The sequence below is a fragment of the Streptomyces sp. NBC_00887 genome, assembly GCF_045207585.1.
Genome location: NZ_CP108788.1, coordinates 1,593,361 through 1,613,356, shown reverse-complemented (window position 1 = coordinate 1,613,356; position 19,996 = coordinate 1,593,361). Strand labels below are relative to the sequence as shown.

Annotated in this window: 25 protein-coding genes; 13 read left to right on the top strand and 12 right to left on the bottom strand. The window is 71.2% G+C overall.

All coding sequences use genetic code 11. The annotated features are described in order from the left end of the window. Nucleotides 1–35 precede the first annotated feature (35 nt). Both OG844_RS07360 and OG844_RS07355 read right to left on the bottom strand, forming a co-directional pair. Nucleotides 36–1,250: an acyl-CoA dehydrogenase family protein gene (locus OG844_RS07360; RefSeq protein ID WP_406388948.1), complete on the bottom strand. Its 1,215-nt coding sequence runs from the start codon at nucleotides 1,248–1,250 to the stop codon at nucleotides 36–38. 6 nt (nucleotides 1,251–1,256) lie between these two features. Continuing rightward, nucleotides 1,257–2,279, bottom strand: coding sequence for a phosphotransferase family protein (locus OG844_RS07355; RefSeq protein WP_406388946.1), 1,023 nt, complete (start codon nucleotides 2,277–2,279; stop codon nucleotides 1,257–1,259). A gap of 140 nt (nucleotides 2,280–2,419) precedes the next feature. On the opposite strand from OG844_RS07355, the gene OG844_RS07350 reads away from it, so the two are divergent. Further along, entirely contained in the window at nucleotides 2,420–3,709 is a 1,290-nt protein-coding gene (locus OG844_RS07350) for a glucarate dehydratase family protein (RefSeq protein ID WP_406388944.1), read from the top strand. Nucleotides 3,710–3,746: 37 nt separating this feature from the next. On the opposite strand, the gene OG844_RS07345 is transcribed toward OG844_RS07350, so the two are convergent. Then, complete coding sequence (locus OG844_RS07345; RefSeq protein ID WP_406388942.1) at nucleotides 3,747–4,088, bottom strand: winged helix-turn-helix transcriptional regulator; 342 nt, start codon at nucleotides 4,086–4,088, stop codon at nucleotides 3,747–3,749. A gap of 98 nt (nucleotides 4,089–4,186) precedes the next feature. Between OG844_RS07345 and OG844_RS07340 the strand changes: the two genes are divergently transcribed. Genes OG844_RS07340 through OG844_RS07330 form a run of 3 tightly spaced genes read left to right on the top strand, consistent with a single transcriptional unit; the run spans nucleotide 4,187 to nucleotide 5,796 of the window. Then, nucleotides 4,187–4,450 (top strand): NAD(P)-binding domain-containing protein, encoded by a 264-nt coding sequence (locus tag OG844_RS07340; RefSeq protein WP_406388941.1) that lies wholly within the window; start codon nucleotides 4,187–4,189, stop codon nucleotides 4,448–4,450. After that, nucleotides 4,390–4,824 (top strand): NADPH-dependent F420 reductase, encoded by a 435-nt coding sequence (locus OG844_RS07335; RefSeq protein WP_406388940.1) that lies wholly within the window; start codon nucleotides 4,390–4,392, stop codon nucleotides 4,822–4,824. Before OG844_RS07340 ends, OG844_RS07335 begins: the two co-directional genes overlap by 61 nt. 36 nt (nucleotides 4,825–4,860) lie before the next feature. Beyond that, on the top strand, nucleotides 4,861–5,796 hold the full coding sequence (locus OG844_RS07330; protein WP_406388939.1) for an NADP-dependent oxidoreductase: 936 nt from the start codon (nucleotides 4,861–4,863) through the stop codon (nucleotides 5,794–5,796). A gap of 14 nt (nucleotides 5,797–5,810) precedes the next feature. Here the strand turns inward: OG844_RS07330 and OG844_RS07325 are convergent, their stop codons facing one another. Genes OG844_RS07325 through OG844_RS07310 form a run of 4 tightly spaced genes read right to left on the bottom strand, consistent with a single transcriptional unit; the run spans nucleotide 5,811 to nucleotide 7,951 of the window. Beyond that, entirely contained in the window at nucleotides 5,811–6,122 is a 312-nt protein-coding gene (locus tag OG844_RS07325) for a DUF202 domain-containing protein (RefSeq protein ID WP_406388938.1), read from the bottom strand. Then, nucleotides 6,119–6,502 (bottom strand): YidH family protein, encoded by a 384-nt coding sequence (locus tag OG844_RS07320; protein ID WP_406396034.1) that lies wholly within the window; start codon nucleotides 6,500–6,502, stop codon nucleotides 6,119–6,121. Before OG844_RS07320 ends, OG844_RS07325 begins: the two co-directional genes overlap by 4 nt. Nucleotides 6,503–6,519: 17 nt before the next feature. Then, the gene (locus tag OG844_RS07315) at nucleotides 6,520–7,047 is read right to left on the bottom strand and encodes an NUDIX hydrolase (protein ID WP_406396033.1); all 528 of its coding nucleotides are present in this window, start codon (nucleotides 7,045–7,047) and stop codon (nucleotides 6,520–6,522) included. After that, on the bottom strand, nucleotides 7,034–7,951 hold the full coding sequence (locus tag OG844_RS07310; RefSeq protein WP_406388936.1) for a DMT family transporter: 918 nt from the start codon (nucleotides 7,949–7,951) through the stop codon (nucleotides 7,034–7,036). The genes OG844_RS07315 and OG844_RS07310 overlap by 14 nt, the downstream gene beginning before the upstream one ends. 142 nt (nucleotides 7,952–8,093) lie before the next feature. Between OG844_RS07310 and OG844_RS07305 the strand changes: the two genes are divergently transcribed. After that, nucleotides 8,094–9,749, top strand: a complete 1,656-nt coding sequence (locus tag OG844_RS07305; protein WP_406388934.1) for an FAD-binding dehydrogenase — start codon at nucleotides 8,094–8,096, stop codon at nucleotides 9,747–9,749. Between the two features lie 171 nt (nucleotides 9,750–9,920). On the opposite strand, the gene OG844_RS07300 is transcribed toward OG844_RS07305, so the two are convergent. After that, complete coding sequence (locus tag OG844_RS07300; RefSeq protein ID WP_406388933.1) at nucleotides 9,921–10,157, bottom strand: hypothetical protein; 237 nt, start codon at nucleotides 10,155–10,157, stop codon at nucleotides 9,921–9,923. An 84-nt stretch (nucleotides 10,158–10,241) separates the two neighbouring features. Here OG844_RS07300 and OG844_RS07295 point away from each other — a divergent pair, with 84 nt between their 5' ends. Further along, nucleotides 10,242–10,412 (top strand): hypothetical protein, encoded by a 171-nt coding sequence (locus OG844_RS07295; RefSeq protein WP_406388931.1) that lies wholly within the window; start codon nucleotides 10,242–10,244, stop codon nucleotides 10,410–10,412. 115 nt (nucleotides 10,413–10,527) lie between these two features. Here the strand turns inward: OG844_RS07295 and OG844_RS07290 are convergent, their stop codons facing one another. Beyond that, nucleotides 10,528–10,953 (bottom strand): ASCH domain-containing protein, encoded by a 426-nt coding sequence (locus tag OG844_RS07290; protein WP_406388929.1) that lies wholly within the window; start codon nucleotides 10,951–10,953, stop codon nucleotides 10,528–10,530. Between the two features lie 237 nt (nucleotides 10,954–11,190). Between OG844_RS07290 and OG844_RS07285 the strand changes: the two genes are divergently transcribed. The 4 genes from OG844_RS07285 (at nucleotide 11,191) to OG844_RS07270 (ending at nucleotide 15,192) form a co-directional block, all read left to right on the top strand. Then, nucleotides 11,191–12,156 (top strand): hypothetical protein, encoded by a 966-nt coding sequence (locus OG844_RS07285; RefSeq protein ID WP_406388927.1) that lies wholly within the window; start codon nucleotides 11,191–11,193, stop codon nucleotides 12,154–12,156. A gap of 35 nt (nucleotides 12,157–12,191) precedes the next feature. Continuing rightward, on the top strand, nucleotides 12,192–13,763 hold the full coding sequence (locus OG844_RS07280; protein WP_406388925.1) for an APC family permease: 1,572 nt from the start codon (nucleotides 12,192–12,194) through the stop codon (nucleotides 13,761–13,763). A gap of 69 nt (nucleotides 13,764–13,832) precedes the next feature. Next, entirely contained in the window at nucleotides 13,833–14,585 is a 753-nt protein-coding gene (locus tag OG844_RS07275; protein WP_406388923.1) for a molybdopterin-dependent oxidoreductase, read from the top strand. After that, entirely contained in the window at nucleotides 14,527–15,192 is a 666-nt protein-coding gene (locus OG844_RS07270; RefSeq protein WP_406388921.1) for a cytochrome b/b6 domain-containing protein, read from the top strand. The genes OG844_RS07275 and OG844_RS07270 overlap by 59 nt, the downstream gene beginning before the upstream one ends. Here OG844_RS07270 and OG844_RS07265 read toward each other — a convergent pair whose 3' ends face one another. Beyond that, nucleotides 15,193–16,590 (bottom strand): GntP family permease, encoded by a 1,398-nt coding sequence (locus OG844_RS07265; RefSeq protein ID WP_406388919.1) that lies wholly within the window; start codon nucleotides 16,588–16,590, stop codon nucleotides 15,193–15,195. A gap of 8 nt (nucleotides 16,591–16,598) precedes the next feature. Next, on the bottom strand, nucleotides 16,599–17,108 hold the full coding sequence (locus tag OG844_RS07260; RefSeq protein ID WP_406388917.1) for a gluconokinase: 510 nt from the start codon (nucleotides 17,106–17,108) through the stop codon (nucleotides 16,599–16,601). Nucleotides 17,109–17,239: 131 nt separating this feature from the next. On the opposite strand from OG844_RS07260, the gene OG844_RS07255 reads away from it, so the two are divergent. Beyond that, nucleotides 17,240–17,941, top strand: coding sequence for a FadR/GntR family transcriptional regulator (locus OG844_RS07255; protein WP_406388915.1), 702 nt, complete (start codon nucleotides 17,240–17,242; stop codon nucleotides 17,939–17,941). Between the two features lie 79 nt (nucleotides 17,942–18,020). Here OG844_RS07255 and OG844_RS07250 read toward each other — a convergent pair whose 3' ends face one another. Beyond that, nucleotides 18,021–18,161 carry a hypothetical protein gene (locus OG844_RS07250; RefSeq protein WP_406388913.1) on the bottom strand — a complete coding sequence of 47 codons (141 nt, stop codon included), beginning with the start codon at nucleotides 18,159–18,161 and terminating at the stop codon, nucleotides 18,021–18,023. A gap of 119 nt (nucleotides 18,162–18,280) precedes the next feature. On the opposite strand from OG844_RS07250, the gene OG844_RS07245 reads away from it, so the two are divergent. Then, entirely contained in the window at nucleotides 18,281–19,366 is a 1,086-nt protein-coding gene (locus OG844_RS07245; RefSeq protein WP_406388911.1) for an S-(hydroxymethyl)mycothiol dehydrogenase, read from the top strand. Continuing rightward, complete coding sequence (locus tag OG844_RS07240) at nucleotides 19,366–19,995, top strand: MBL fold metallo-hydrolase (protein ID WP_406388909.1); 630 nt, start codon at nucleotides 19,366–19,368, stop codon at nucleotides 19,993–19,995. The genes OG844_RS07245 and OG844_RS07240 overlap by 1 nt, the downstream gene beginning before the upstream one ends. The last annotated feature ends 1 nt before the right edge of the window (nucleotide 19,996 follow it).

The window sequence follows — 19,996 nt, the reverse complement described above, 5'->3', positions numbered from 1 at the left end:
TCGTCGGTCAGAGGCCGGAGCCCAGGACTCAGAACTCAGAGGTACTTCTTGATCTCGCGCCGGGCGAGCGACCGCTGGTGCACCTCGTCCGGCCCGTCCGCAAGCCGCAGCGTCCGTGCCGAGGACCACAGTTCGGCCAGCGGGAAGTCCTGGCTCACGCCGCCGGCGCCGTACAGCTGCACCGCCTGGTCGAGAATGCCGACGACCGCGCGCGGCGTGGCGATCTTGATCGACTGGATCTCGGTGTGCGCCCCGCGGTTGCCCACCGTGTCCATCAGCCAGGCCGTCTTCAGGACGAGCAGCCTCAGCTGCTCCACCGTCACCCGGGCGTCCGCGATCCAGTTCTGCACGACACCCTGCTGGGCGAGCGGCTTGCCGAAGGCCGTACGGGACACGGCCCGCCTGCACATCAGCTCGATCGCACGCTCGGCCATCCCGATCAGCCGCATGCAGTGGTGGATCCGGCCCGGGCCCAGCCGCGCCTGGGCGATGGCGAAGCCGCCGCCCTCCTCGCCGATCAGATTCGCGGCGGGCACCCGCACATCGGTGAACACGACCTCGGCGTGGCCGCCGTGGGAGTGGTCCTCGTAGCCGTACACCTGCATCGCACGGCGCACCTCCAGGCCGGGGGTGTCGCGCGGGACGAGGATCATGGACTGCTGGCGGCGGATGTCCTCGCCGTCCGGGTCGGTCTTGCCCATCACGATGAAGACGGCGCAGTCCGGGTTCATCGCCCCGGAGATGTACCACTTGCGCCCGTTGATGACGTAGTCATCGCCGTCCCGCACGATCCGCGTCTCGATGTTCGTCGCGTCCGACGAGGCCACCTCGGGCTCCGTCATCGCGAACGCCGAGCGGATCTCGCCGGCGAGCAGCGGCTCCAGCCACTGCTTCTTCTGCTCGTCCGTGGCGAACTGGAAGAGCACCTCCATGTTCCCGGTGTCCGGGGCCGCGCAGTTCAGCGCGGTCGGCGCCAGATGCGGGCTGCGGCCGGTGATCTCGGCGAGCGGGGCGTACTGGAGGTTCGTCAGTCCGGCGCCGTACTCCGCGTCCGGGAGGAAGAGGTTCCACAGACCCTGCCTGCGCGCCTCCGCCTTGAGGTCCTCCACGATCTGCGGGGTGTCCCACGGCGAGGCGAGCAGGGCGCGCTGCTCCTCCGCGACCGCCTCGGCCGGGTACACGTGCTCGTCCATGAAGGCCAGCAGCTTGGTGCGCAGCTCTTCGGTACGGGCGTCGAATGCGAAGTCCATAAGTGATCAGCCTTCCTGGAGGGTGGTGAGGCCGTGCGCGATGAAGACGGGGACGAGGTCGCCGATGCGGTCGAAGCCCGGGCCGACGGTCTGGCCGAGGGTGTAGCGGTAGTGGATGCCCTCGAGGATCACGGCGAGCTTGAACCACGCGAAGGCCGTGTACCAGGAGATGCCGGAGGTGTCCCGGCCGGAGCGTGCGGCGTAGCGCTCGATCAGCTCGGCGGGAGTGGGGTGACCGGCCGCGCCGCTGGTGGTGGACACCGGGGAGGCGGGCAGATCGAGGTCGGAGCTGTACATCACGAGCAGGCCGAGGTCGGTCAGTGGGTCGCCCAGCGTGGACATCTCCCAGTCCAGGACGGCCTTGATCCGGTCGTCCTCCCCGATCAGCACGTTGTCCAGGCGGTAGTCGCCGTGCACGACGGTGGGTGCGGGGGAGACGGGCAGCGCCCGGCCGAGCGCGGCGTGCAGTTCGTCGATGCCGGCCAGCTCACGGTTGCGGGAGGCGTCCAGCTGCTTCCCCCAGCGCCGCAGCTGGCGGTCCAGGAAGCCCTCGGGACGCCCGAAGTCGCCGAGGCCGACGGCCTCGGGGTCGACGGCGTGCAGATCGACGAGCGTGTCGACGAGTCCGAGGACGGCGGCGCGGGTGCGCTCGGGGCCGAGGGGAGCGAGCTGCTCGGCGGTGCGGTACGGGGTTCCCGCGACGTACTCCATGACGTAGAACGACGCGCCGATGACCGACTCGTCCTCGCACAGCAGTACCGGCTCGGGCACCGGCACGGCGGTCGGATGCAGGGCGCTGATCACCCGGTGCTCGCGCTTCATGTCGTGCGCGGTGGCCAGCACGTGGCCCAGCGGCGGTCTGCGGACGACCCACTGGCCCGTGCCGTCGGTGACGATGTAGGTCAGGTTGGAGCGTCCGCCCTCGATCAGCCGGCCTTCGAGCGGTCCGTTCACCAGCCCGGGCCGCTCGCGGTCGAGGAACCCACGCAGCAGGCCGAGGTCGAGACCTGGCGGATGGACTGGGCTCATGGGCGCACCTCCGGGACGGTTGAACGATCGGGACCATGATGCCGACCAGTCGGTATGTCGTCCAGTGAACTCCCGGAATCAAGTGGATGATCTCGGCCCTCGGTCTGGCGTTCAGTCGTATCCCTGAATAAGGTTCACGTATGGATACAGCATTGTTGATCGACGACGTCCGGCTGACCCCGATCCTCATCGCCGATCCGCCGTTGCTGAACACCCAGGGCGTCCACCAGCCGTACACCCCGCGGCTCATCGTGGAGGTCGTCACACGCGGCGGGGTGACCGGAGTCGGGGAGACCTACGGCGACGGCACCTACCTCGAACTGGCCGAACCGCTGGCCCATGCTCTCCCCGGCCGCTCGGTCAGCGACCTGAACGGCCTCTTCGCCCTGGCCGACGAGGTGTGCGGCGACTCACGTGCCACCGACGGGCGGGTCGACGCGGGTGGGCTGCGTGGCGTGCAGACCGCCGACAAGCTGCGGCTCTCCGTCGTCTCCGGGTTCGAGGTCGCCTGCCTGGACGCGCTCGGCAAGACCCTCGGCCTGCCCGTGCACGCACTGCTCGGCGGCAAGGTCCGCGACAGCGTCGAGTACAGCGCGTACCTCTTCTACCGCTGGGCAGCCCATCCCGCAGGCGGTGAACAGGACGACTGGGGCGCGGCCCTGGACCCCGCCGGAGTCGTCGCGCAGGCCCGGCGCTTCTCCCGCGAGCACGGGTTCACCTCCTTCAAGCTCAAGGGCGGAGTCTTCGAGCCCGACCAGGAGATCGCCGCCGTCCGCGCGCTCGCCGAGGCCTTCCCGGGACAGCCGCTGAGGCTGGACCCCAACGGGGCCTGGTCCGTCGAGACCTCGCTGTACGTCGCCGATCAGCTCAAGGGCGTACTCGAATACCTGGAGGACCCGGCGAGCGGCACAGCGGCGATGGCGGAGGTCTCCGCCGGCACGGACCTCCCGCTCGCCACGAACATGTGTGTCACCACCCTCGCGGAAGTCCCCGAGGCCTTCGCCCGTGACGCGGTCCAGGTGATCCTCTCCGACCACCACTACTGGGGCGGCCTGCACCGCACCCGTGAACTGGCCGGGATCTGCCGCACCTTCGGCGTGGGACTCTCCATGCACTCCAACACCCACCTCGGCATCAGCCTCGCCGCGATGACCCACGTCGCCGCCACGGTGCCCAACCTCGACTACGCCTGCGACAGCCACTACCCCTGGCAGACCGAGGACGTCATCACGGCACGCCACACCTTCGAGGGCGGACACCTCGCCGTCTCCGACGCCCCCGGACTCGGTGTCGAACTCGACCGCGACCGGCTGGCCGTGCTCCACCGGCGCTGGCTCGACGACGACGGCACGATGCGCGCACGCGACGACGCGGCGGCGATGCGCACGGCCGACCCGGAGTGGGTGACCCCGCCGATCCCGCGCTGGTGAGGCCGGTGAGGCCGGTGAGGCTCCAGGGCGAGGAGCTCTACTCCTCCCAGCCCTGCGCCGCCACGAACGCGTCCCCGTAACGGGCCGACCAGCGGCCCAGTGCCTCGATCGGTTCGAGCAGCGTCCGGCGGGGCGCCGTCAGCGCGTACTCCACGCGCGGCGGCGCCTCGGCGGACGCGCACCGCTCGACCAGTCCGTACCCCTCCAGTCGGCGCAGCGTCTCGGTCAGCACCTCGGCGCTGATGCCACCGATCTCCGCCCGCGGCTCACCGGGCCGGCACGGGCCCTCGGCCAGTGCGTACAGGATGACGGGATTCCAGGCGTACGCCAGCAGATCGAAGCCGAGCCTGGCCCCGCAGTCCGCGAGCAGCCGGTCCACGGTTCCCCCCGGCCCGTCGGGCACCGAACGGTGCGCAACGGATCTCCTAGCGTTCCGACAGGACGACGCTACGCGAACAGCGGCCACGGGGGACGGACATGCGGATCGGCATCATCGGTACGGGCAACACAGCGGAAGCCCTCGGCACCCAGTGGGGGAGAGCCGGGCACGACGTCCTCTTCGGCGGCCGGTCACCCGACCGCACCCGTGCCCTCGCCGGCCGCACGGCCAGAGCGCGGGCACGGTCACCGAGGCGGCGGCCTTCGGCGACGCGATCCTGCTCGCCCTGCCGTACGACGCCGTGGCCGGTGTCCTCGGCGGCCTCGGGGCCGCGGACGGCGCCCTGCGGGACCGGCTGCTGATCGACTGCACCAACGCCGTCGGACCCGGATTCAGGCTCACCACGAACGGGGGCCCGGGCGCCGCCCGTACGATCGCCGACTCCACCGGCGCACGGGTCGTCAAGGTGTTCAACCACCTCCCGGACTCCGTGTGGCGGCGCACCCCGCCCGCCTTCGTCGACGGGCCGGTCACCGTCCCGCTGCGCGGGGACGACGAGCAGGCCCTGGAGGCGGTACGGGTCCTGGTGCGGGCCCTGGGATGCGTACCGCTGGCCGTGGGCGGGCTCGACCGGGCCGGGTATCTCGAGACGGCGACCGCCTTTCTCATCGGGCTCCGGCACCGCGGTCATGACCCGCGCACACTGCTGCCGCCCTTCCACGCCGCCACAGCCTGAGTTGCGGGGACCCTGACCTGCGCCGATCGTCGGAGGATGAAGGCGATCAGCTACAGCAGCTACGGTCCGGCCGATGTCCTGGAGTACGGCGACCGGCCCGACCCCAAGGTCGGCCCGGACTCGGTCCTGGTGAAGGTGCGGGCCGCGGCCGTCAACCCCGTCGACTGGAAGGCGCGCGAGGGCTACCTCCAGTCGGCGCTGGAAGCCGTCTTCCCGGTCATTCCCGGCTGGGACGTCTCCGGGGTCGTCGTCCAACCCGGTGCCGCCGTCGACGAGTTCTCCGTGGGCGACGAGGTCATCGGCTACGTGCGCGAGGACTTCCTCTCGCGCGGGACCCTCGCCGAATACGTCGCCGCGCCCGTGCGGACCCTCGCCCGCAAGCCCCTGAACCTGAGCTTCGAGGAGGCCGCGGGCCTCCCCCTGTGCGGACTCACCGCCTACCAGGTGCTCCACCGCACCCTGGAGGTCCGGGACGGCGAGACGGTCCTCGTCCACGCCGCCGCCGGAGGAGTCGGCTCGTTCGCCGTCCAGCTCGCCCGGCACGCGGGCTGCCGGGTCATCGGCACGGCGGGCCCCCACAACCACGAGTACGTGCGTCAGCTGGGCGCCGAGCCCGTGGAGTACGGCGAGGGGCTCGCCGACCGGCTGAGGGCCCTGGCCCCCGAGGGCATCGACGCCGCGTTCGACACCGTCGGCGGGGAAGCCCTGCAGGTCTCCGCGGAGACGCTCGCCCCCGACGGCAGGCTCGCCTCCATCGCGGACGCGGAGGTCTTCTCCTACGGCGGCCGCTACGCCTTCGTGCGCCCCGACGCCCAGGACCTCGCACAGATCGCGGAGCTGGCCGAGCAGGGCGTCCTCACCGTCCACGTCGACCAGGTCTTCACCCTGGAGCAGGCAGCGGACGCCTACCGCCTCAACGAGCAGGGGCGCACCCGCGGCAAGATCGTCGTCACCGTGGACTGGGAGAACTGAGACCGGCTGTCGGCTCAGAACAGCATGGCTGCGGCGAACGCCGCGATCGCGACCGTGCACGCCGCTGCCGTCGCCGCGTCGCGCGGCGACAGCGCCGGCGGCGCGGAGGATCCCAGGCCCACCACCCGGCGGTGCGTCACCCGCAGGAATCCCAGCCAGGCCAGCAGGCTCAGCGCCACGGCGACCACCCCCGCCGCGTCGGCCCCGCCGTGCAGGGCCTGCCTGACCGCGAGCAGGGCCACCACCGTGCAGGACAACGTCGTACGCCGCCAGGCCAGCCTCGTCCGTTCCGGCTGCAGACCCGGATCGCGCTCCGCCGTGGTCACCGGCCCTCCCAGCCGAACAGGACCACCACCACCATCGCGAGGGCGACCACGGCGACGACCATGCTCAGGATCGCCGGGAAGCGGGACACCGGCAGATCCTCACCGCGCCGCATCGCCCGCTCGCACCGCACCCAGTGATTCACCGCGCGCAGGGCACACAGGACACCGGCCACGAGCAGGCCGAGGGCCAGGCCCGCCCGGAGGCCCCAGCTCAGACCGGGCAGGAACTGGTCGACGGCGAAACCACCGCCGATCAGCGCGAGAGCCGTCCGGAGCCACGCGAGGAACGTGCGCTCGTTGGCGAGCGAGAAGCGGTAGTCCGGGGTGTCGCCCTCCGCGCGGATCTGCTGCGGCGCGAACCACAGCCGCAGGCTCTGCATGACGTCGCCGCGCCGGCTCACGAGGTGAACCCCGCTTCCCCGGCCCTGAACTCCCGCAGGCGGTGGTAGGTCTCCAGCCCGTCCGGAACCCACAGCCGGTCGCCGAGCCGCCGCTCCAGTTCCGCATCGGTCAGGAACGTGTGCCAGGCGACCTCCTCCACCTGCGGATTCACCGGCAGCTCGCACCGCACCCGGTACACGTAGGACCACCAGCTGTGCTCGGCGCTCGTGTAGAGGAACTTGAACAGGGGCTCGGGGCGGGGCAGGTCCGGCACCCCCAGCTCCTCACCGGCCTCCCGCAGCGCAGCCTCGTCGTAGGACTCGCCCGCGCCCACGACCCCGCCGACGAACATGTCGTAGTGCGAGGGGAAGACCAGCTTCGTCGCCGTCCTGCGGTGCACGAAGAGCCGCCCCCCGGCGTCCCTGGCCTCGATGAAGACACAGCGGTGGCGCAGGTTCCGCGCGGTCGCCTCGCCACGCGGCGCCTGCCCGACGACCTTGTCGTTCTCATCGACGATGTCCAGGATCTCGTCATCCGGAGTCATGCTGCTCATCCAACATCACCCGGTCGGCAGCAGTGGACCCGTGCCTGTCCTTCCCCTCCGGCATCGCCGGATGGAGCCCGAGCAGCACGATCCCCGCCACGATCGCCGCGAGTCCGGCAGCCTGCCAGGCCAGGGCACCCGTGTCGGTGCGCACCTGGTCGCCCAGGAACCCGATTCCGCACGCGATCCCGGCCAGCGGCTGCGCGGCCGTCAGCGCGGGCAGCGACATCCGCAGCGGCCCCGCCTCGAACGCGCTCTGGACCAGGATCAGACCGGTCACCCCGATCACGACGACCGCGTACGGATGCCAGCCCGTCATCAGTGCCGCCCAGCCGCCGTCGTCCAGCCGCTCCCCGCAGAGTCTGGTCAGGGCATCCTGCAGTCCGTACAGCAGCCCCGCCGCCAGCCCGAGCAGCACGGGGGTTCCGGGGGTCCGCGGGTGCCTGGCAGAGGCGGTCAGGACCACCGCGAGCCCCGCGACCGTGCCGATCACCAGCCACTGCCGCAGCGGATCCGCGGTCGCCTCCCCGCCTTCCGGCTGGCCGGCCAGCAGGAACGCGGTGACGCCGCCCGCCAGCAGACAGAGCCCGCCCCAGCCCTGCCGGCCGAGTGACTGACCGGTGCGGTGGCGCGACAGTGCCATCGCGAAGACCAGATTCGTCGCCAGCAGCGGCTCGACGAGCGACACCTCGCCCTGGCCGAGCGCGAGCGCGCCGAGGACCATGCCGCAGACCATCAGGCCGATCCCGGCGAGCCAGCTCGGCACCCGCATCAGGTCGAGCAGCAGCCGGGGCGACAGGAAGTCGCTCAGGGGCGCACGTCGGGCGGCGTCCTGCTGGAGGACGAACCCGAAGCCCAGACAGCACGCGGCGCCCACGGAGAGCAGGAGAACCAGCACCGACACGGATCCGACGATAGCCCCGCGGACCCGCGGGAGCGGTGAGGGCGGCGCCGACCGGGCGGTTGACGTGGAAGCGGCCGGTACCGAAGATCTGACGCACAAGTAACTTCGTGCACCGCACGGCATCGCCCCGAAGGATGGAACCATGGCGTACGACGCTGATGTGATCGTGATCGGGGCCGGACTCGCGGGCCTGGTGGCCACCGCCGAGCTCGTCGAGGCGGGCCGGACGGTGATCCTGCTGGACCAGGAGCCCGAACAGTCCATAGGCGGCCAGGCGCACTGGTCCTTCGGCGGCCTCTTCCTCGTCGACTCGCCCGAGCAGCGCCGACTGCGCATCAAGGACAGCCACGAGCTGGCCCTCCAGGACTGGTACGGCACGGCGGGCTTCGACCGCAAGGAGGACCACTGGCCGCGCAAGTGGGCCGAGGCGTACGTCGACTTCGCGGCCGGTGAGAAGCGGTCCTGGCTGCACGCTCAGGGGATGCGGTTCTTCCCCGTCGTCGGCTGGGCCGAACGGGGCGGGTACGACGCGAACGGCCACGGCAACTCCGTCCCGCGCTTCCACATCACCTGGGGCACCGGGCCCGGTGTCGTCGCCCCCTTCGAGCGGCGGGTGCGCGAAGGCGTCGCGAAGGGCCTCGTCCAGCTGCGGTTCCGCCACCGGGTCACCGGCCTCGGGGGCTCGGCCGGGGCCATCGACACGGTCACCGGCGAACTCCTCGACGCGAGCGGCGCCGAGCGGGGCACGGCCAGCAGCCGCGAGGTCACGGGAGCCTTCGAGCTGAAGGCGCAGGCAGTGATCGTCACCTCGGGCGGCATCGGCGGCAACCACGACCTCGTACGCGCCCAGTGGCCCGAGCGGCTCGGCACCCCGCCCGAGAAGCTGCTCTCCGGGGTGCCCGCCCATGTCGACGGGCTGATGCTGGGCATCACCGAGGAGGCCGGCGCCCATCACATCAACCGCGACCGGATGTGGCACTACACCGAGGGCATCGAGAACTGGAACCCGATCTGGGCCAAGCACGGCATCCGCATCCTGCCCGGCCCGTCCTCGCTCTGGCTGGACGCCCGCGGGAAGCGGCTGCCGGTCCCGCTCTTTCCCGGCTTCGACACGCTGGGCACCCTCGAACACATCATGAAGTCCGGGTACGGGTACACCTGGTTCGTCCTCGACCAGAAGATCATCGGGAAGGAGTTCGCGCTCTCCGGCTCCGAGCAGAACCCCGACCTGACCGGAAAGTCGGTCCGGGACGTGATCGGCAGGGCGCGCGCCGACATCCCCGCACCGGTCAGGGCGTTCATGGACAAGGGCGTCGACTTCGTCGTCGAGAAGGACCTCGGCGCGCTGGTCCGCGGGATGAACGCACTGACCGACGAGCCGCTGATCGACGAGGACGACCTGCGCCGCGAGATCACCGCCCGCGACCGAGAGGTCGCCAACCCCTTCACCAAGGACCTCCAGATCACGGCGATCAACGGCGCCCGCGCCTACCTGGGCGACAGGCTCATCCGTACGGCCAAGCCGCACCGCATCCTCGACCCCGGGGCGGGGCCGCTGATCGCCGTCCGGCTCAACATCCTCACCCGCAAGTCCCTGGGGGGCCTGGAGACGGATCTGTCCTCCCGCGTCCTGACGGCGGACGGTACCCCGCTGTCCGGTGTGTACGCGGCGGGAGAGGCGGCCGGCTTCGGCGGTGGGGGAGTCCACGGCTACCGCTCGCTGGAGGGCACGTTCCTCGGCGGCTGCATCTTCTCGGGCCGCGCGGCGGGCCGGGCGGCTGCCGAGGCGACCGGCTGAGGCAACTGGCTGACCGGCCGCGGCGACCACTGGGCGGACGGCCCGGCGGCCGTTCTGTGACGGGGCGACGGGAGCTTCACGGCCCTGTCCCGATTCCGTACTGCTCAGGCGGACGGGGACGGGGACGGGCCTGGCCGGGGTCGTCGGTTGCGGTCCCGAGGGGGAGGCGGTCTAGCCGGGAGGCAGTCCGACGCCGGGCGGGGGCGAGAACGGTGACCCCTTCACGACTCCGCCGCCGGGCACCGCACCCGAGCCGCTGTGGCAGCAGAACGCGGCGAACAGCGACCTGACCGGCGACGGCGCGTTCGCGCCGGCCGACGGCAAGGAGAGCTGGTCCCTCGCGGCGAGCGATTTCAGCGCCTTCAGCGACCCGCACGTCCTGGACGGAGTGCTCCACGCCTCCGACACCGCCCGCAGCCTGCGGGCGGTGGATCACGCGAGGGGCAAGCAGATCTGGCACAACGAGGACCTGCGGGACACGGCCACGCAGGCATGGCAGTTCGCCAAGGTGGACAACACCCGTACCGCGCGACCGAGTTCGACAAGGGCGGGGGCGTGCACGCCTTCGACGCGACGACCGGGAAGCTGCGCTGGACCTACAACGACAGAACCGGCGACATCCAGCAGTGGAACGCGGTGGCGGCGGCAAGCGGCCGGCCGTGATGCACGGCAAGAGGTTCTACGCGCTCCCCGCCGTGTGACCCCGCCTCCCGGTCCGGATTCCCGCCGCGTCCGCACGCGGGGCCGGGCCGGGCACCGTCACTCCGGTCCCCACCCCTCACTCCCACCGCTCCACCACTCGGAACCTCTCCACGACGATCTGCGTGTCGTCGTCCACGGTGAACGCCGGGTCCCCCAGGGCCTCCCGCATCTCCTCGCTGTGCCAGAACGCCTCGTGCCCCGCACGCCACCCGGCGACCGACGTGTACCCCTCGCCCTCGTCGAGTGCGTGCTGCAGGCCGACCGAGCCCAGGGCCACCACCCGAACCTCCGTCAGCTCCACGACGGCGACCTCCTGCCCCCGGGAGTCGATCAGCGCGGACCGCTCGCCCACCGGCGGAAGGTCCTCCTTCTCCACCTCGTACTCCGCGAGCAGCCCCGACGTCGACACCTTCTCGCCGGAGAGCACGGCCGCCACCAGCCGGTCGCGCAGCGGTCCGGGGAAGGCGAGGAGGAAGGGTTTGAGCGGTTCACGGTTCTCCATGACGGCAGTGTGGCACGCGTCACCCCAGCCGTTCCGTGTCTCCGCGACCCCCGCGACGAGCTGCGCGAATGGTTCAGACCACGCCCCCCGACCATCAACTGCATGGCTCACGCATGCAGTTGACGGAGGGTTGCCCTTGACGTGGAGCATTGCCTACCGCTTTGCTGTGCGCGATCGTTTGCTCGCACACAGCATCGAACCAACTCGCACACCGCGTCGAAAAAAGGAAGCCTGCGGATGTCCCCGCCTCCGCCGCCCCTGGGCCGCGCCCGCCGCAAGGGCGGTCGCTCGGACCACGCTTTCGACCCGGCTCTCGACGACAGCGAACTGATCGACGTACGAGGTCAGTTCGCCCAGGGCCGGTGGGCCAGGGCCCGCGCTCTTCTTGCCGCCACCGATACCGACTGGGACCGCCGCGGCCACCGTGTGCTCGCACTCGCCGCCACCCCGTCCGCGGCCGACTGGGCACGCGAGTGGCTGCTCGCCGAACCGGACAGCCCCGACGCCTCCACCCTTCTCGCCTGCGCCACCGTGACCAGGGCCCTGAGCCCCAAGTCCGGTGCCGGAGAACGGGAAAAGGCCCGCGAGGCCTGCCTGGGCGCAGCCCGGCTCGACCCCGCGGACCCGACCCCCTGGCTGGGCCTGATGCTGCTCGACCGCACGTACGGCACCCGGGAGGAGACCGCCAGGCAGTTCGAGGCGATCCGGTCCCGTCACCCCGAGCACCACCAGGCGCACCACCTGATGACGGCCCTGCTGGCCGAGACCGATCCCGAGGGCGGCGACCCGCTGCACGAGGTCTACGACTTCGCCGCATGGGCGGCCGAACAGGCCCCGGCCGACTCGCCGCTCGCCGTACTCCCCGTCGTCGCGCACGCGGAGCGCTACCGCGTCCTGGCCGCGGCGGGCAGCGTGTCCGACGACCCGGCGGGCTCGGGGCACTGGACCGGCCGCCGGGCCAGACAGGTGATGAAGGCAGCCTTCGACTGGTGGCTGGAATGGGAGCGCGAGGACCACCCCCGCCACCACGTCGACCTCAACTTCCTCGCCCACGCCAAGATCTGCGAGGGGCGCCCCGCCGAGGCCGCCGCGCTCTTCCACCGCATCGGCCCCCACGCGACCGCGGCCCCCTGGTCGTACTCCGGCCGCGATCCGTACCCCGCATTTCTTGCCGCGCGCACCTACGCGCTCGGTACCCCGTGATGCACCTTGCTTTCAACGAAGGGACCAACCCCGCCATGTCGACGGGCAGAACAGATACGACCGGGACCGGAACGGCCGCGACGAACGGCGACACCGGCGGGATCAACACGTACAAGGGGGAGGAACGCGCCCTGCGCGCCGACCGGCTCGGCACCCCCGGACTGCTGCTCTCGGTCCTGGCGGCCAGCGCCCCGCTGATGGTCGTCGCGGGGGTGATGCCCACGGTCTTCGGTGTGATGGGCATCGTCGGGCAGCCGCTGCTCTACGTCGTCCTCGGCATCGTCCTCATGCTGTTCAGCGTCGGTTACGCGGAGATGAGCCGGCACGTCCACAACGCCGGTGCGTTCTACGCCTACATCGCCCGCGGTCTCGGCCCGACGGCCGGCGCGGGCGCCTCGCTCGTCGCGCTGGTCGCGTACAGCGCCATGCAGGTCGGCATCTACGGCATCCTCGGCTTCGAGGTCTCCGGTCTCTTCGCCACCTATCTCGACATCGACATGCCCTGGTGGCTTCCCGCCCTCGTCTCGGTGGCCGTCGTCGGCGTCCTCGGCTGGCTGAAGATCGACCTCAACGCCAAGGTGCTCGGCGTCCTGCTGGTCATCGAGTGCGCCCTGGTCGTGATCTTCGACATCGCCGCCGTGAGCAAGCCCGGCCCCGAGGGCCTGTCCTTCCACGCGTTCAACCCCGACACCCTCACCGGCGCGGGGCTGGGCACGGCGCTCTGCTTCTGCATCGCCGCGTTCGTCGGCTTCGAGCAGGCCCCCGTGTACGCGGAGGAGACCAGCCGTCCGCAGGTCGTCGTGTCCCGGGTGATGTTCCTGGCCGTCGGCTACGCCGCCCTGTTCCTCGCGGTGAGCTCCTGGGCGCTGACCGTCGCCGCGGGCCCCGGCTTCATCTCGGACACCTCCCTCAGGGAGGGCCCGGGCATGCTCTTCGGTCTGACGGAGGAGAGGCTCGGCGCCACGTTCACGGACGTGCTGCACGTCCTCTTCGTCACGGGCATGTTCGCCGCGCTGCTCAGCTTCCACAACGTGGTCGCCCGCTACGCCTTCGCGATGGGCCGTGAGGGCCTGCTTCCTGCGGGCTTCGGCCGGACCAGCAAGACCAGCGGCGCGCCCGCCACCGGCTCGATGCTCCAGTCCGTGATCTCCGTCGTGATCGTGGCGGCCTTCGCCCTCACGGACGACCACCCGGTCGGCGACCCCACGGCGCCCGTCCTGCGGCTGTTCACGTGGATGGGCAACGTCGGTGCGCTCGGAGTGATCCTGCTGATGGCGGCGGCCTCCTTCGCCGTGATCGCCTTCTTCGTACGCCGCGGTGCGGGCCGCGCCCAGGCACCCCGGCTCGTGGCCTCCGGCCTCGCCGGGATCGCGCTGCTGGCCATCGCGGTGTTCACCGTCCGGGACTTCGACGTACTGGTCGGCTCGGGCCCCGGCTCCGTACTCAACTGGCTGCTGCCCGGCGTCATCGGTGTCGCCCTCGTCGGCGGCCTGGCGTACGGGGCGGTGCTGCGCTCCACGAAGCCCGAGGTGCACGCCAGGATCGGCCTCGGCAACGAGGCGTTCCAGCTGGAGAAGGCCGCGGAGAGCACGACGGCCCCCCGGTAGTTCTTACCGGGTGGTGACGAACGCCCGCGGCTCCTGGTGACGGACGGCCGCGGGTGTTCGAATGGGCGGGTGAACAGTCGCCCTCCCGACAGCGAAGATCCTCCTGACGGCAGCCGTGCCGAAGGCGCGCCCGTCGGCCGCCGCCTCGTCCTGGCCATGCTCGGCCTGGGCGTCGCCGGAGTGGTTGCCGCCCCGGTGCTCCAGCGGGGCCTGGAGACCGGGCTCGGAGCGGTCGCGGACAAGGACCCCACCGGGCTGACCGGGCTCCTGCCCAACGGCGGCGGTTTCCGCTACTACTCCGTCGCCACGTCCGTACCGGAGAAGACCGCCGCCGACTACCGCCTCACCGTGGACGGCCTGGTCGACCGCCCCGCCACCTACACCCTGGACTCCCTGAAGGCGCTCCCGCAGAGCCGCCTGGTGCGCGATGTCCAGTGCGTCACCGGCTGGCGCGTCCCCGAGACCCCGTTCGAGGGGGTCAGGCTGTCCGTGCTGCTGGACGCGGCAGGAGTACGTCCCGGCGCGAAGGCGGTCCGCTTCACCTGCTTCGACGGCGCCTACAGCGAGAGCCTCACCCTGGAGCAGGCCCGCCGGGCGGACGTCCTGGTCGCGCTGCGCATGCAGGACAAGCCGGTCACCCACTCGCACGGCGGCCCCGTCCGTCTCTACGTGGCACCGATGTACTTCTACAAATCGGCGAAATGGCTCTCCGGGATCACCGTCACCGACGCCGTACGCCCCGGCTACTGGGAGGAGCTCGGCTATGACGTCGACGCCTGGGTGGGCCGGTCCAACGGCCGGGACGACGCCCCCACCGTCTGAACACCCCACGAGGATCCGCCGCTTCACCCGCACCGAGCGCTGGGTGCACCGCACCACCGCCTGGCTGACGCTGCTGTGCGTGGCCACCGCGGCCTTTCTGTACGTCCCCCAGCTCGCCGAACTCGTCGGCCGCCGCCACCTCGTGGTCACCGTCCACGAATGGTCCGGGCTGCTCGTCCCCGTACCGCTGCTCGCCGGGCTGGTCTCCCGGGCCCTGCGCGCCGACCTCTCCCGGCTCAACCGGTTCGGACCGCACGACCGGCAGTGGCTGAAGGCCGCTCTGCGCCGCGACCGCACGCCCGGCGCCCGGCCGGCCGGGAAGTTCAACGCGGGCCAGAAGCTCTACGCCGCCTGGATCGCGGGCGCCGTGCTCGTGATGCTCGGCACCGGCCTGCTGATGTGGTTCACGGACCTCGCCCCGCTGGTGTGGCGCACGGGCGCGACCTTCGTGCACGACTGGCTGGCACTCGCGATCGGCATCGTCCTGGCCGGACATACGGCAATGGCGCTCGCCGACCCGGAGGCACGCCGTGGCATGCGCACCGGGTCGGTCGAGCGCCCTTGGGCCCGCTCCGAGCACCCGCTGTGGCGGGATCCGGAGGAGTAGCTACAGGACCAGCGACAGCAGCAGGATGAAGCCCAGCGAGACGACGGAGATGATGGTCTCCATCACCGACCAGGTCTTGATCGTCTGACCGACGTCCATGCCGAAGTACTCCTTCACCAGCCAGAACCCCGCGTCGTTGACGTGGCTGAAGAAGAGCGAGCCCGCACCGACGGCCAGGACGAGCAGGGCCGCCTCCGGGGTGGACATGCCGGCCGCCAGCGGAGCGACGAGACCGGCCGCCGAGATGGTGGCCACGGTCGCCGAACCCGTCGCCAGGCGGATCGCGACGGCGATCAGCCAGCCGAGCAGCAGGGCGGGTATCGACCAGTTCTCGGAGAACTCGAGGATCATCCGGCCCACACCGGCGTCGATGAGGGTCGTCTTGAAGCCGCCGCCGGCACCGACGATCATCAGCACCCCGGCGATCGGGGCGAGCGACTTCTCGACGGTCGTGGAGAGCCGCGCCTTCGTGAATCCGGCGGCCCGGCCCAGCGTGAACATGCCGACGATCACTGCGGCGAGCAGGGCGATCAGCGGCGAACCGATCACATCGGTGACCCGCTGGACGTGGTTCTCCGGGTCGTCCACCACGATGTCGACGAGGGCCTTGGCCAGCATCAGGACGACGGGCAGCAGCACGGTGGCCAGGGTGGCGCCGAAGCCCGGGCGGCGGTCCAGGTCCTCCGAGGGGCGCTCGGGGATCATCTTCTCCGGTGCCTGGATGTCCACCCAGCGGGCGGCGTACCGGGAGAAGACCGGGCCCGCGATGATCACGGTCGGGATGGCGACGAGGACACCCAGCGCGAGGGTGACCCCCAGGTTGGCGTCGAGCGCGTCGATGGCGACCAGCGGGCCGGGGTGCGGCGGGATCAGGCCGTGCATCACCGAGAGTCCGGCGAGCGCGGGGATACCGATCCGCATCAGGGAGTAGTTGCCGCGCTTGGCGACCAGCAGCACCACCGGGATCAGCAGCACGATGCCGACCTCGAAGAACAACGGCAGACCGATGATCGAGGCGATCAGGACCATCGCCCAGGGCATGGCGCGCCCGCTCGCCCTCGCGAGAATCGTGTCGACGATCTGGTCGGCGCCGCCCGAGTCGGCGAGCAGCTTGCCCAGGATCGCGCCGAGCGCGATCAGCACACCGACACTGGCGACGGTGGCGCCGAGGCCCGTGGAGAAGCTGGTGATCGTCTTGTCCAGCGGGGCACCGGCGAAGACGCCGAGCGCCAGTGAACCGATGGTCAGCGCCAGGAAGGCGTGCACCTTGAACTTGGTGATGAGTACGACGATGACGGCGATGCCCGCCAGGACGGCGATGCCCAACTGCGCGTTGCCGGCCGAGGTGATCGGCTCGACGGCATCCGCTGCCAGCATCTCGACGCTGAGACTGCTCACGGTGATCCTTAAGAGGCGAGCCGGCGCAACGCGGCGACGGCCCGGTCGGTTATTTCTTCGGGGGTGCCGGACACGTCCACTGCCACGCCCGCCTCGTCCTCCTGCAGTTCCTGCAGGGTCGCGAACTGGGAGTCGAGCAGTGCGGTCGGCATGAAGTGGCCCTTGCGGTCCGCCATCCGGCGCTCGATGAGAGCCCGGTCACCGGTCAGATGGAGGAAGACGGCACCAGGGGCTTCGGCGCGCAGCCGGTCACGGTAGACGCGCTTGAGCGCGGAGCTGCTGACGACGCCGCCGAGCCCCGCCCGGCCGTGGGCCCACCGGCCGATCGCGTCCAGCCAGGGCCGGCGGTCGGTGTCGTCCAGCGGGGTCCCCGCCGACATCTTGGCGATGTTGGCCGGCGGGTGGAAGTCGTCGCCCTCGGCGTAGGGAACGCCGAGTTCGGCGGCGAGCAGGGGACCGATCGTGGTCTTGCCGGTCCCTGCTACGCCCATCACCACGACGACGTGGGGGGTGCTCATTGGTGCCTCGCTGTCTTCTTCGACATCGGTCCGTCGCGCTACTGAAACTCATTACATACGACTTATTCAAGTAGCTGTGACATAAACGTCGTACTTAATGTTCCCGCGGGCCTCCCCGTAGGCTTGCGGGCATGACCACACAGGGCCAGGGGCTGCATACACATGTGCTGGACACCCTGGGTCTGGAGATCGCCGCCGGGGACTTCCCGCCCGGCCGGGTCCTGCGCACCGACGAGCTGGCGCAGCGCTTCGAGGTGTCCCGCACCGTCGTACGCGAAGTGATCCGCGTCCTGGAGTCCATGCACCTGGTCGAGTCCCGCCGCCGGGTCGGCGTGACCGTGCGGCCCACCGAGGAGTGGAACGTCTACGACCCCCAGGTCATCCGCTGGCGGCTGGCCGGCTCCGACCGCCCCCGGCAGCTGCGCTCCCTCACCGTGCTGAGGTCCGCCGTCGAACCCGTCGCCGCCGGACTCGCCGCCCGGCACGCCACCCCCGAACAGTGCGCCGCCCTCACCGAATGCGCCCTCGGCATGGTCGCCACCTCGCGCGGCCAGCAGTTGGAGGGCTATCTGCGGCACGACATCGCGTTCCACCGCATCGTGCTCAACGCCTCCGGGAACGAGATGTTCGCGCGGCTCGGCGACGTCGTCGCCGAGGTCCTCGCCGGCCGTACCCACCACCAGGTGATGTTCGAGGACCCCGACCCCGCCGCCGTCACCCTCCACGTACGCCTGGCCGAGGCGGTCCGCGAGGGGGACGCGGCAGCCGCGGAACGGCTGACGAAGGAGATCGCGGTGGGCGCCCTCCACGAACTGGACGTACTCGCGCCCTGAGCTCCGCCCTCGGTCGCCGGGCGGGCACGGTCCTTCACGCACGTGCGCCGACCGCCTGGCAGCGGCCGCGAGCACCGGCTCACTCCGCGCCGGAGCCCTCGCCGGCCTGGTGGTCCTGGACCGCGACCCGTAGCGAAACCCGTCCGACGAGATCGGCCGGACACGTGTGCTGCGGACCTGCGTCGGCGGCCGGAAGGCCCACGACTCCGGGGCCTGACACCGAACCTCCTCCGTGGAACGCAACGCCCCGGAGGGTGCCGACGCGGCACCCTCCGGGGCGTACGGTTGTCCGTGATCAACCTTCGCAGGAGTCCCACTCGGAAACAGGGAGACCACGGTATGGCGCAGCAGGTGCAAGGGGTCATCGCACCGGGGAAGAACGAGCCGGTACGGGTCGAGACCATCGTGATCCCGGACCCCGGGCCCGGCGAGGCAGTCGTGAAGATCCAGGCGTGCGGCGTCTGCCACACCGACCTGCACTACAAGCAGGGCGGCATCAACGACGACTTCCCGTTCCTCCTCGGCCACGAGGCCGCGGGCATCGTGGAGTCCGTGGGCGAGGGCGTCGGCGACGTCGCGCCCGGCGACTTCGTCGTCCTCAACTGGCGTGCGGTGTGCGGACAGTGCCGCGCCTGTCTGCGCGGCCGTCCCTGGTACTGCTTCAACACCCACAACGCCGCGCAGAAGATGACCCTGCTGGACGGCACCGAACTCTCCCCGGCACTCGGGATCGGCGCCTTCGCCGAGAAGACCCTCGTCGCGGCCGGCCAGTGCACCAAGGTCGACCCCGAGGTCTCCCCGGCCGTCGCCGGACTGCTCGGCTGCGGTGTCATGGCGGGCATCGGCGCCGCCATCAACACCGGCCAGGTCGGCCGCGGCGACTCCGTGGCCGTCATCGGCTGCGGCGGCGTCGGCGACGCGGCCGTCGTCGGCGCCCGGCTCGCAGGCGCGGCGAAGATCATCGCGGTCGACATCGACGACCGCAAGCTGGAGACGGCGAAGAAGATGGGTGCCACCCACACCGTCAACTCACGCTCCGACGACCCCGTCGAGGCGATCCGCGCACTGACCGGCGGCAACGGCGCGGACGTCGTCATCGAGGCCGTCGGCCGCCCGGAGACGTACAAGCAGGCCTTCTACGCCCGCGACCTCGCCGGCACCGTCGTCCTCGTCGGCGTCCCCACCCCGGAGATGCAGCTCGAACTCCCGCTGCTCGACGTGTTCGGCCGCGGCGGCTCGCTCAAGTCCTCCTGGTACGGCGACTGCCTGCCCTCGCGCGACTTCCCGGTGCTCATCGACCTGCACCAGCAGGGCCGCATCGACCTCGGCGCGTTCGTCACCGAGACGATCGGACTCGGCGACATCGAACAGGCCTTCGCCCGCATGCACGACGGTGACGTCCTGCGTTCGGTGGTGGTGTTCTGATGACCGCCCGCATCGACCACCTGGTCACCTCCGGCACCTTCGCCCTCGACGGCGGTGAGTGGGACGTCGACAACAACGTCTGGATCATCGGCGACGAGACCGAGGCGGTCGTCATCGACGCCGCCCACGACGCCCTCGCGATCGAGGCCGCACTCGGCGGCCGTACGCTGCGCGCCATCATCTGCACCCACGCGCACAACGACCACATCGACGCGGCCCCCGCCCTCGCCGACGCGACCGGCGCACCGATCCTCCTGCACCCCGACGACCTGCCGCTGTGGAAGCAGACCCACCCGCACCGCACCCCCGACGCCGAACTGGCCGACGGGCAGGAGCTGGAGGTCGCCGGAACACGCCTGTCGGTCCTGCACACCCCGGGCCATGCGCCGGGCGCTGTCTGCCTCTACGCCCCGGACCTGGCCACCGTCTTCACCGGTGACACCCTGTTCCACGGCGGGCCCGGGGCGACCGGACGGTCCTTCTCCCACTTCCCGACGATCGTCGACTCGATCAGGGACCGGCTGCTCGGACTCCCGCCCGAGACCGTCGTGCGCACCGGACACGGGGACTCCACCACGATCGGCGACGAGGCCCCGCACCTGGACGAATGGATCGCCCGCGGCCACTGAC

What these genes read in the sequence shown, in the direction of transcription:
- OG844_RS07260 (WP_406388917.1), bottom strand. Translation starts at nt 17,108, where the DNA reads ATGAGCACCCCCCACGTCGTCGTGGTGATGGGCGTAGCAGGGACCGGC.
- OG844_RS07295 (WP_406388931.1), top strand. Translation starts at nt 10,242, where the DNA reads ATGGCAGTTCGCCAAGGTGGACAACACCCGTACCGCGCGACCGAGTTC.
- OG844_RS07330 (WP_406388939.1), top strand. Translation starts at nt 4,861, where the DNA reads ATGAAGGCGATCAGCTACAGCAGCTACGGTCCGGCCGATGTCCTGGAG.
- OG844_RS07315 (WP_406396033.1), bottom strand. Translation starts at nt 7,047, where the DNA reads ATGACTCCGGATGACGAGATCCTGGACATCGTCGATGAGAACGACAAG.
- OG844_RS07290 (WP_406388929.1), bottom strand. Translation starts at nt 10,953, where the DNA reads ATGGAGAACCGTGAACCGCTCAAACCCTTCCTCCTCGCCTTCCCCGGA.
- OG844_RS07240 (WP_406388909.1), top strand. Translation starts at nt 19,366, where the DNA reads ATGACCGCCCGCATCGACCACCTGGTCACCTCCGGCACCTTCGCCCTC.
- OG844_RS07245 (WP_406388911.1), top strand. Translation starts at nt 18,281, where the DNA reads ATGGCGCAGCAGGTGCAAGGGGTCATCGCACCGGGGAAGAACGAGCCG.
- OG844_RS07285 (WP_406388927.1), top strand. Translation starts at nt 11,191, where the DNA reads ATGTCCCCGCCTCCGCCGCCCCTGGGCCGCGCCCGCCGCAAGGGCGGT.
- OG844_RS07360 (WP_406388948.1), bottom strand. Translation starts at nt 1,250, where the DNA reads ATGGACTTCGCATTCGACGCCCGTACCGAAGAGCTGCGCACCAAGCTG.
- OG844_RS07340 (WP_406388941.1), top strand. Translation starts at nt 4,187, where the DNA reads ATGCGGATCGGCATCATCGGTACGGGCAACACAGCGGAAGCCCTCGGC.
- OG844_RS07280 (WP_406388925.1), top strand. Translation starts at nt 12,192, where the DNA reads ATGTCGACGGGCAGAACAGATACGACCGGGACCGGAACGGCCGCGACG.
- OG844_RS07270 (WP_406388921.1), top strand. Translation starts at nt 14,527, where the DNA reads ATGACGTCGACGCCTGGGTGGGCCGGTCCAACGGCCGGGACGACGCCC.
- OG844_RS07305 (WP_406388934.1), top strand. Translation starts at nt 8,094, where the DNA reads ATGGCGTACGACGCTGATGTGATCGTGATCGGGGCCGGACTCGCGGGC.
- OG844_RS07355 (WP_406388946.1), bottom strand. Translation starts at nt 2,279, where the DNA reads ATGAGCCCAGTCCATCCGCCAGGTCTCGACCTCGGCCTGCTGCGTGGG.
- OG844_RS07350 (WP_406388944.1), top strand. Translation starts at nt 2,420, where the DNA reads ATGGATACAGCATTGTTGATCGACGACGTCCGGCTGACCCCGATCCTC.
- OG844_RS07255 (WP_406388915.1), top strand. Translation starts at nt 17,240, where the DNA reads ATGACCACACAGGGCCAGGGGCTGCATACACATGTGCTGGACACCCTG.
- OG844_RS07320 (WP_406396034.1), bottom strand. Translation starts at nt 6,502, where the DNA reads ATGCAGAGCCTGCGGCTGTGGTTCGCGCCGCAGCAGATCCGCGCGGAG.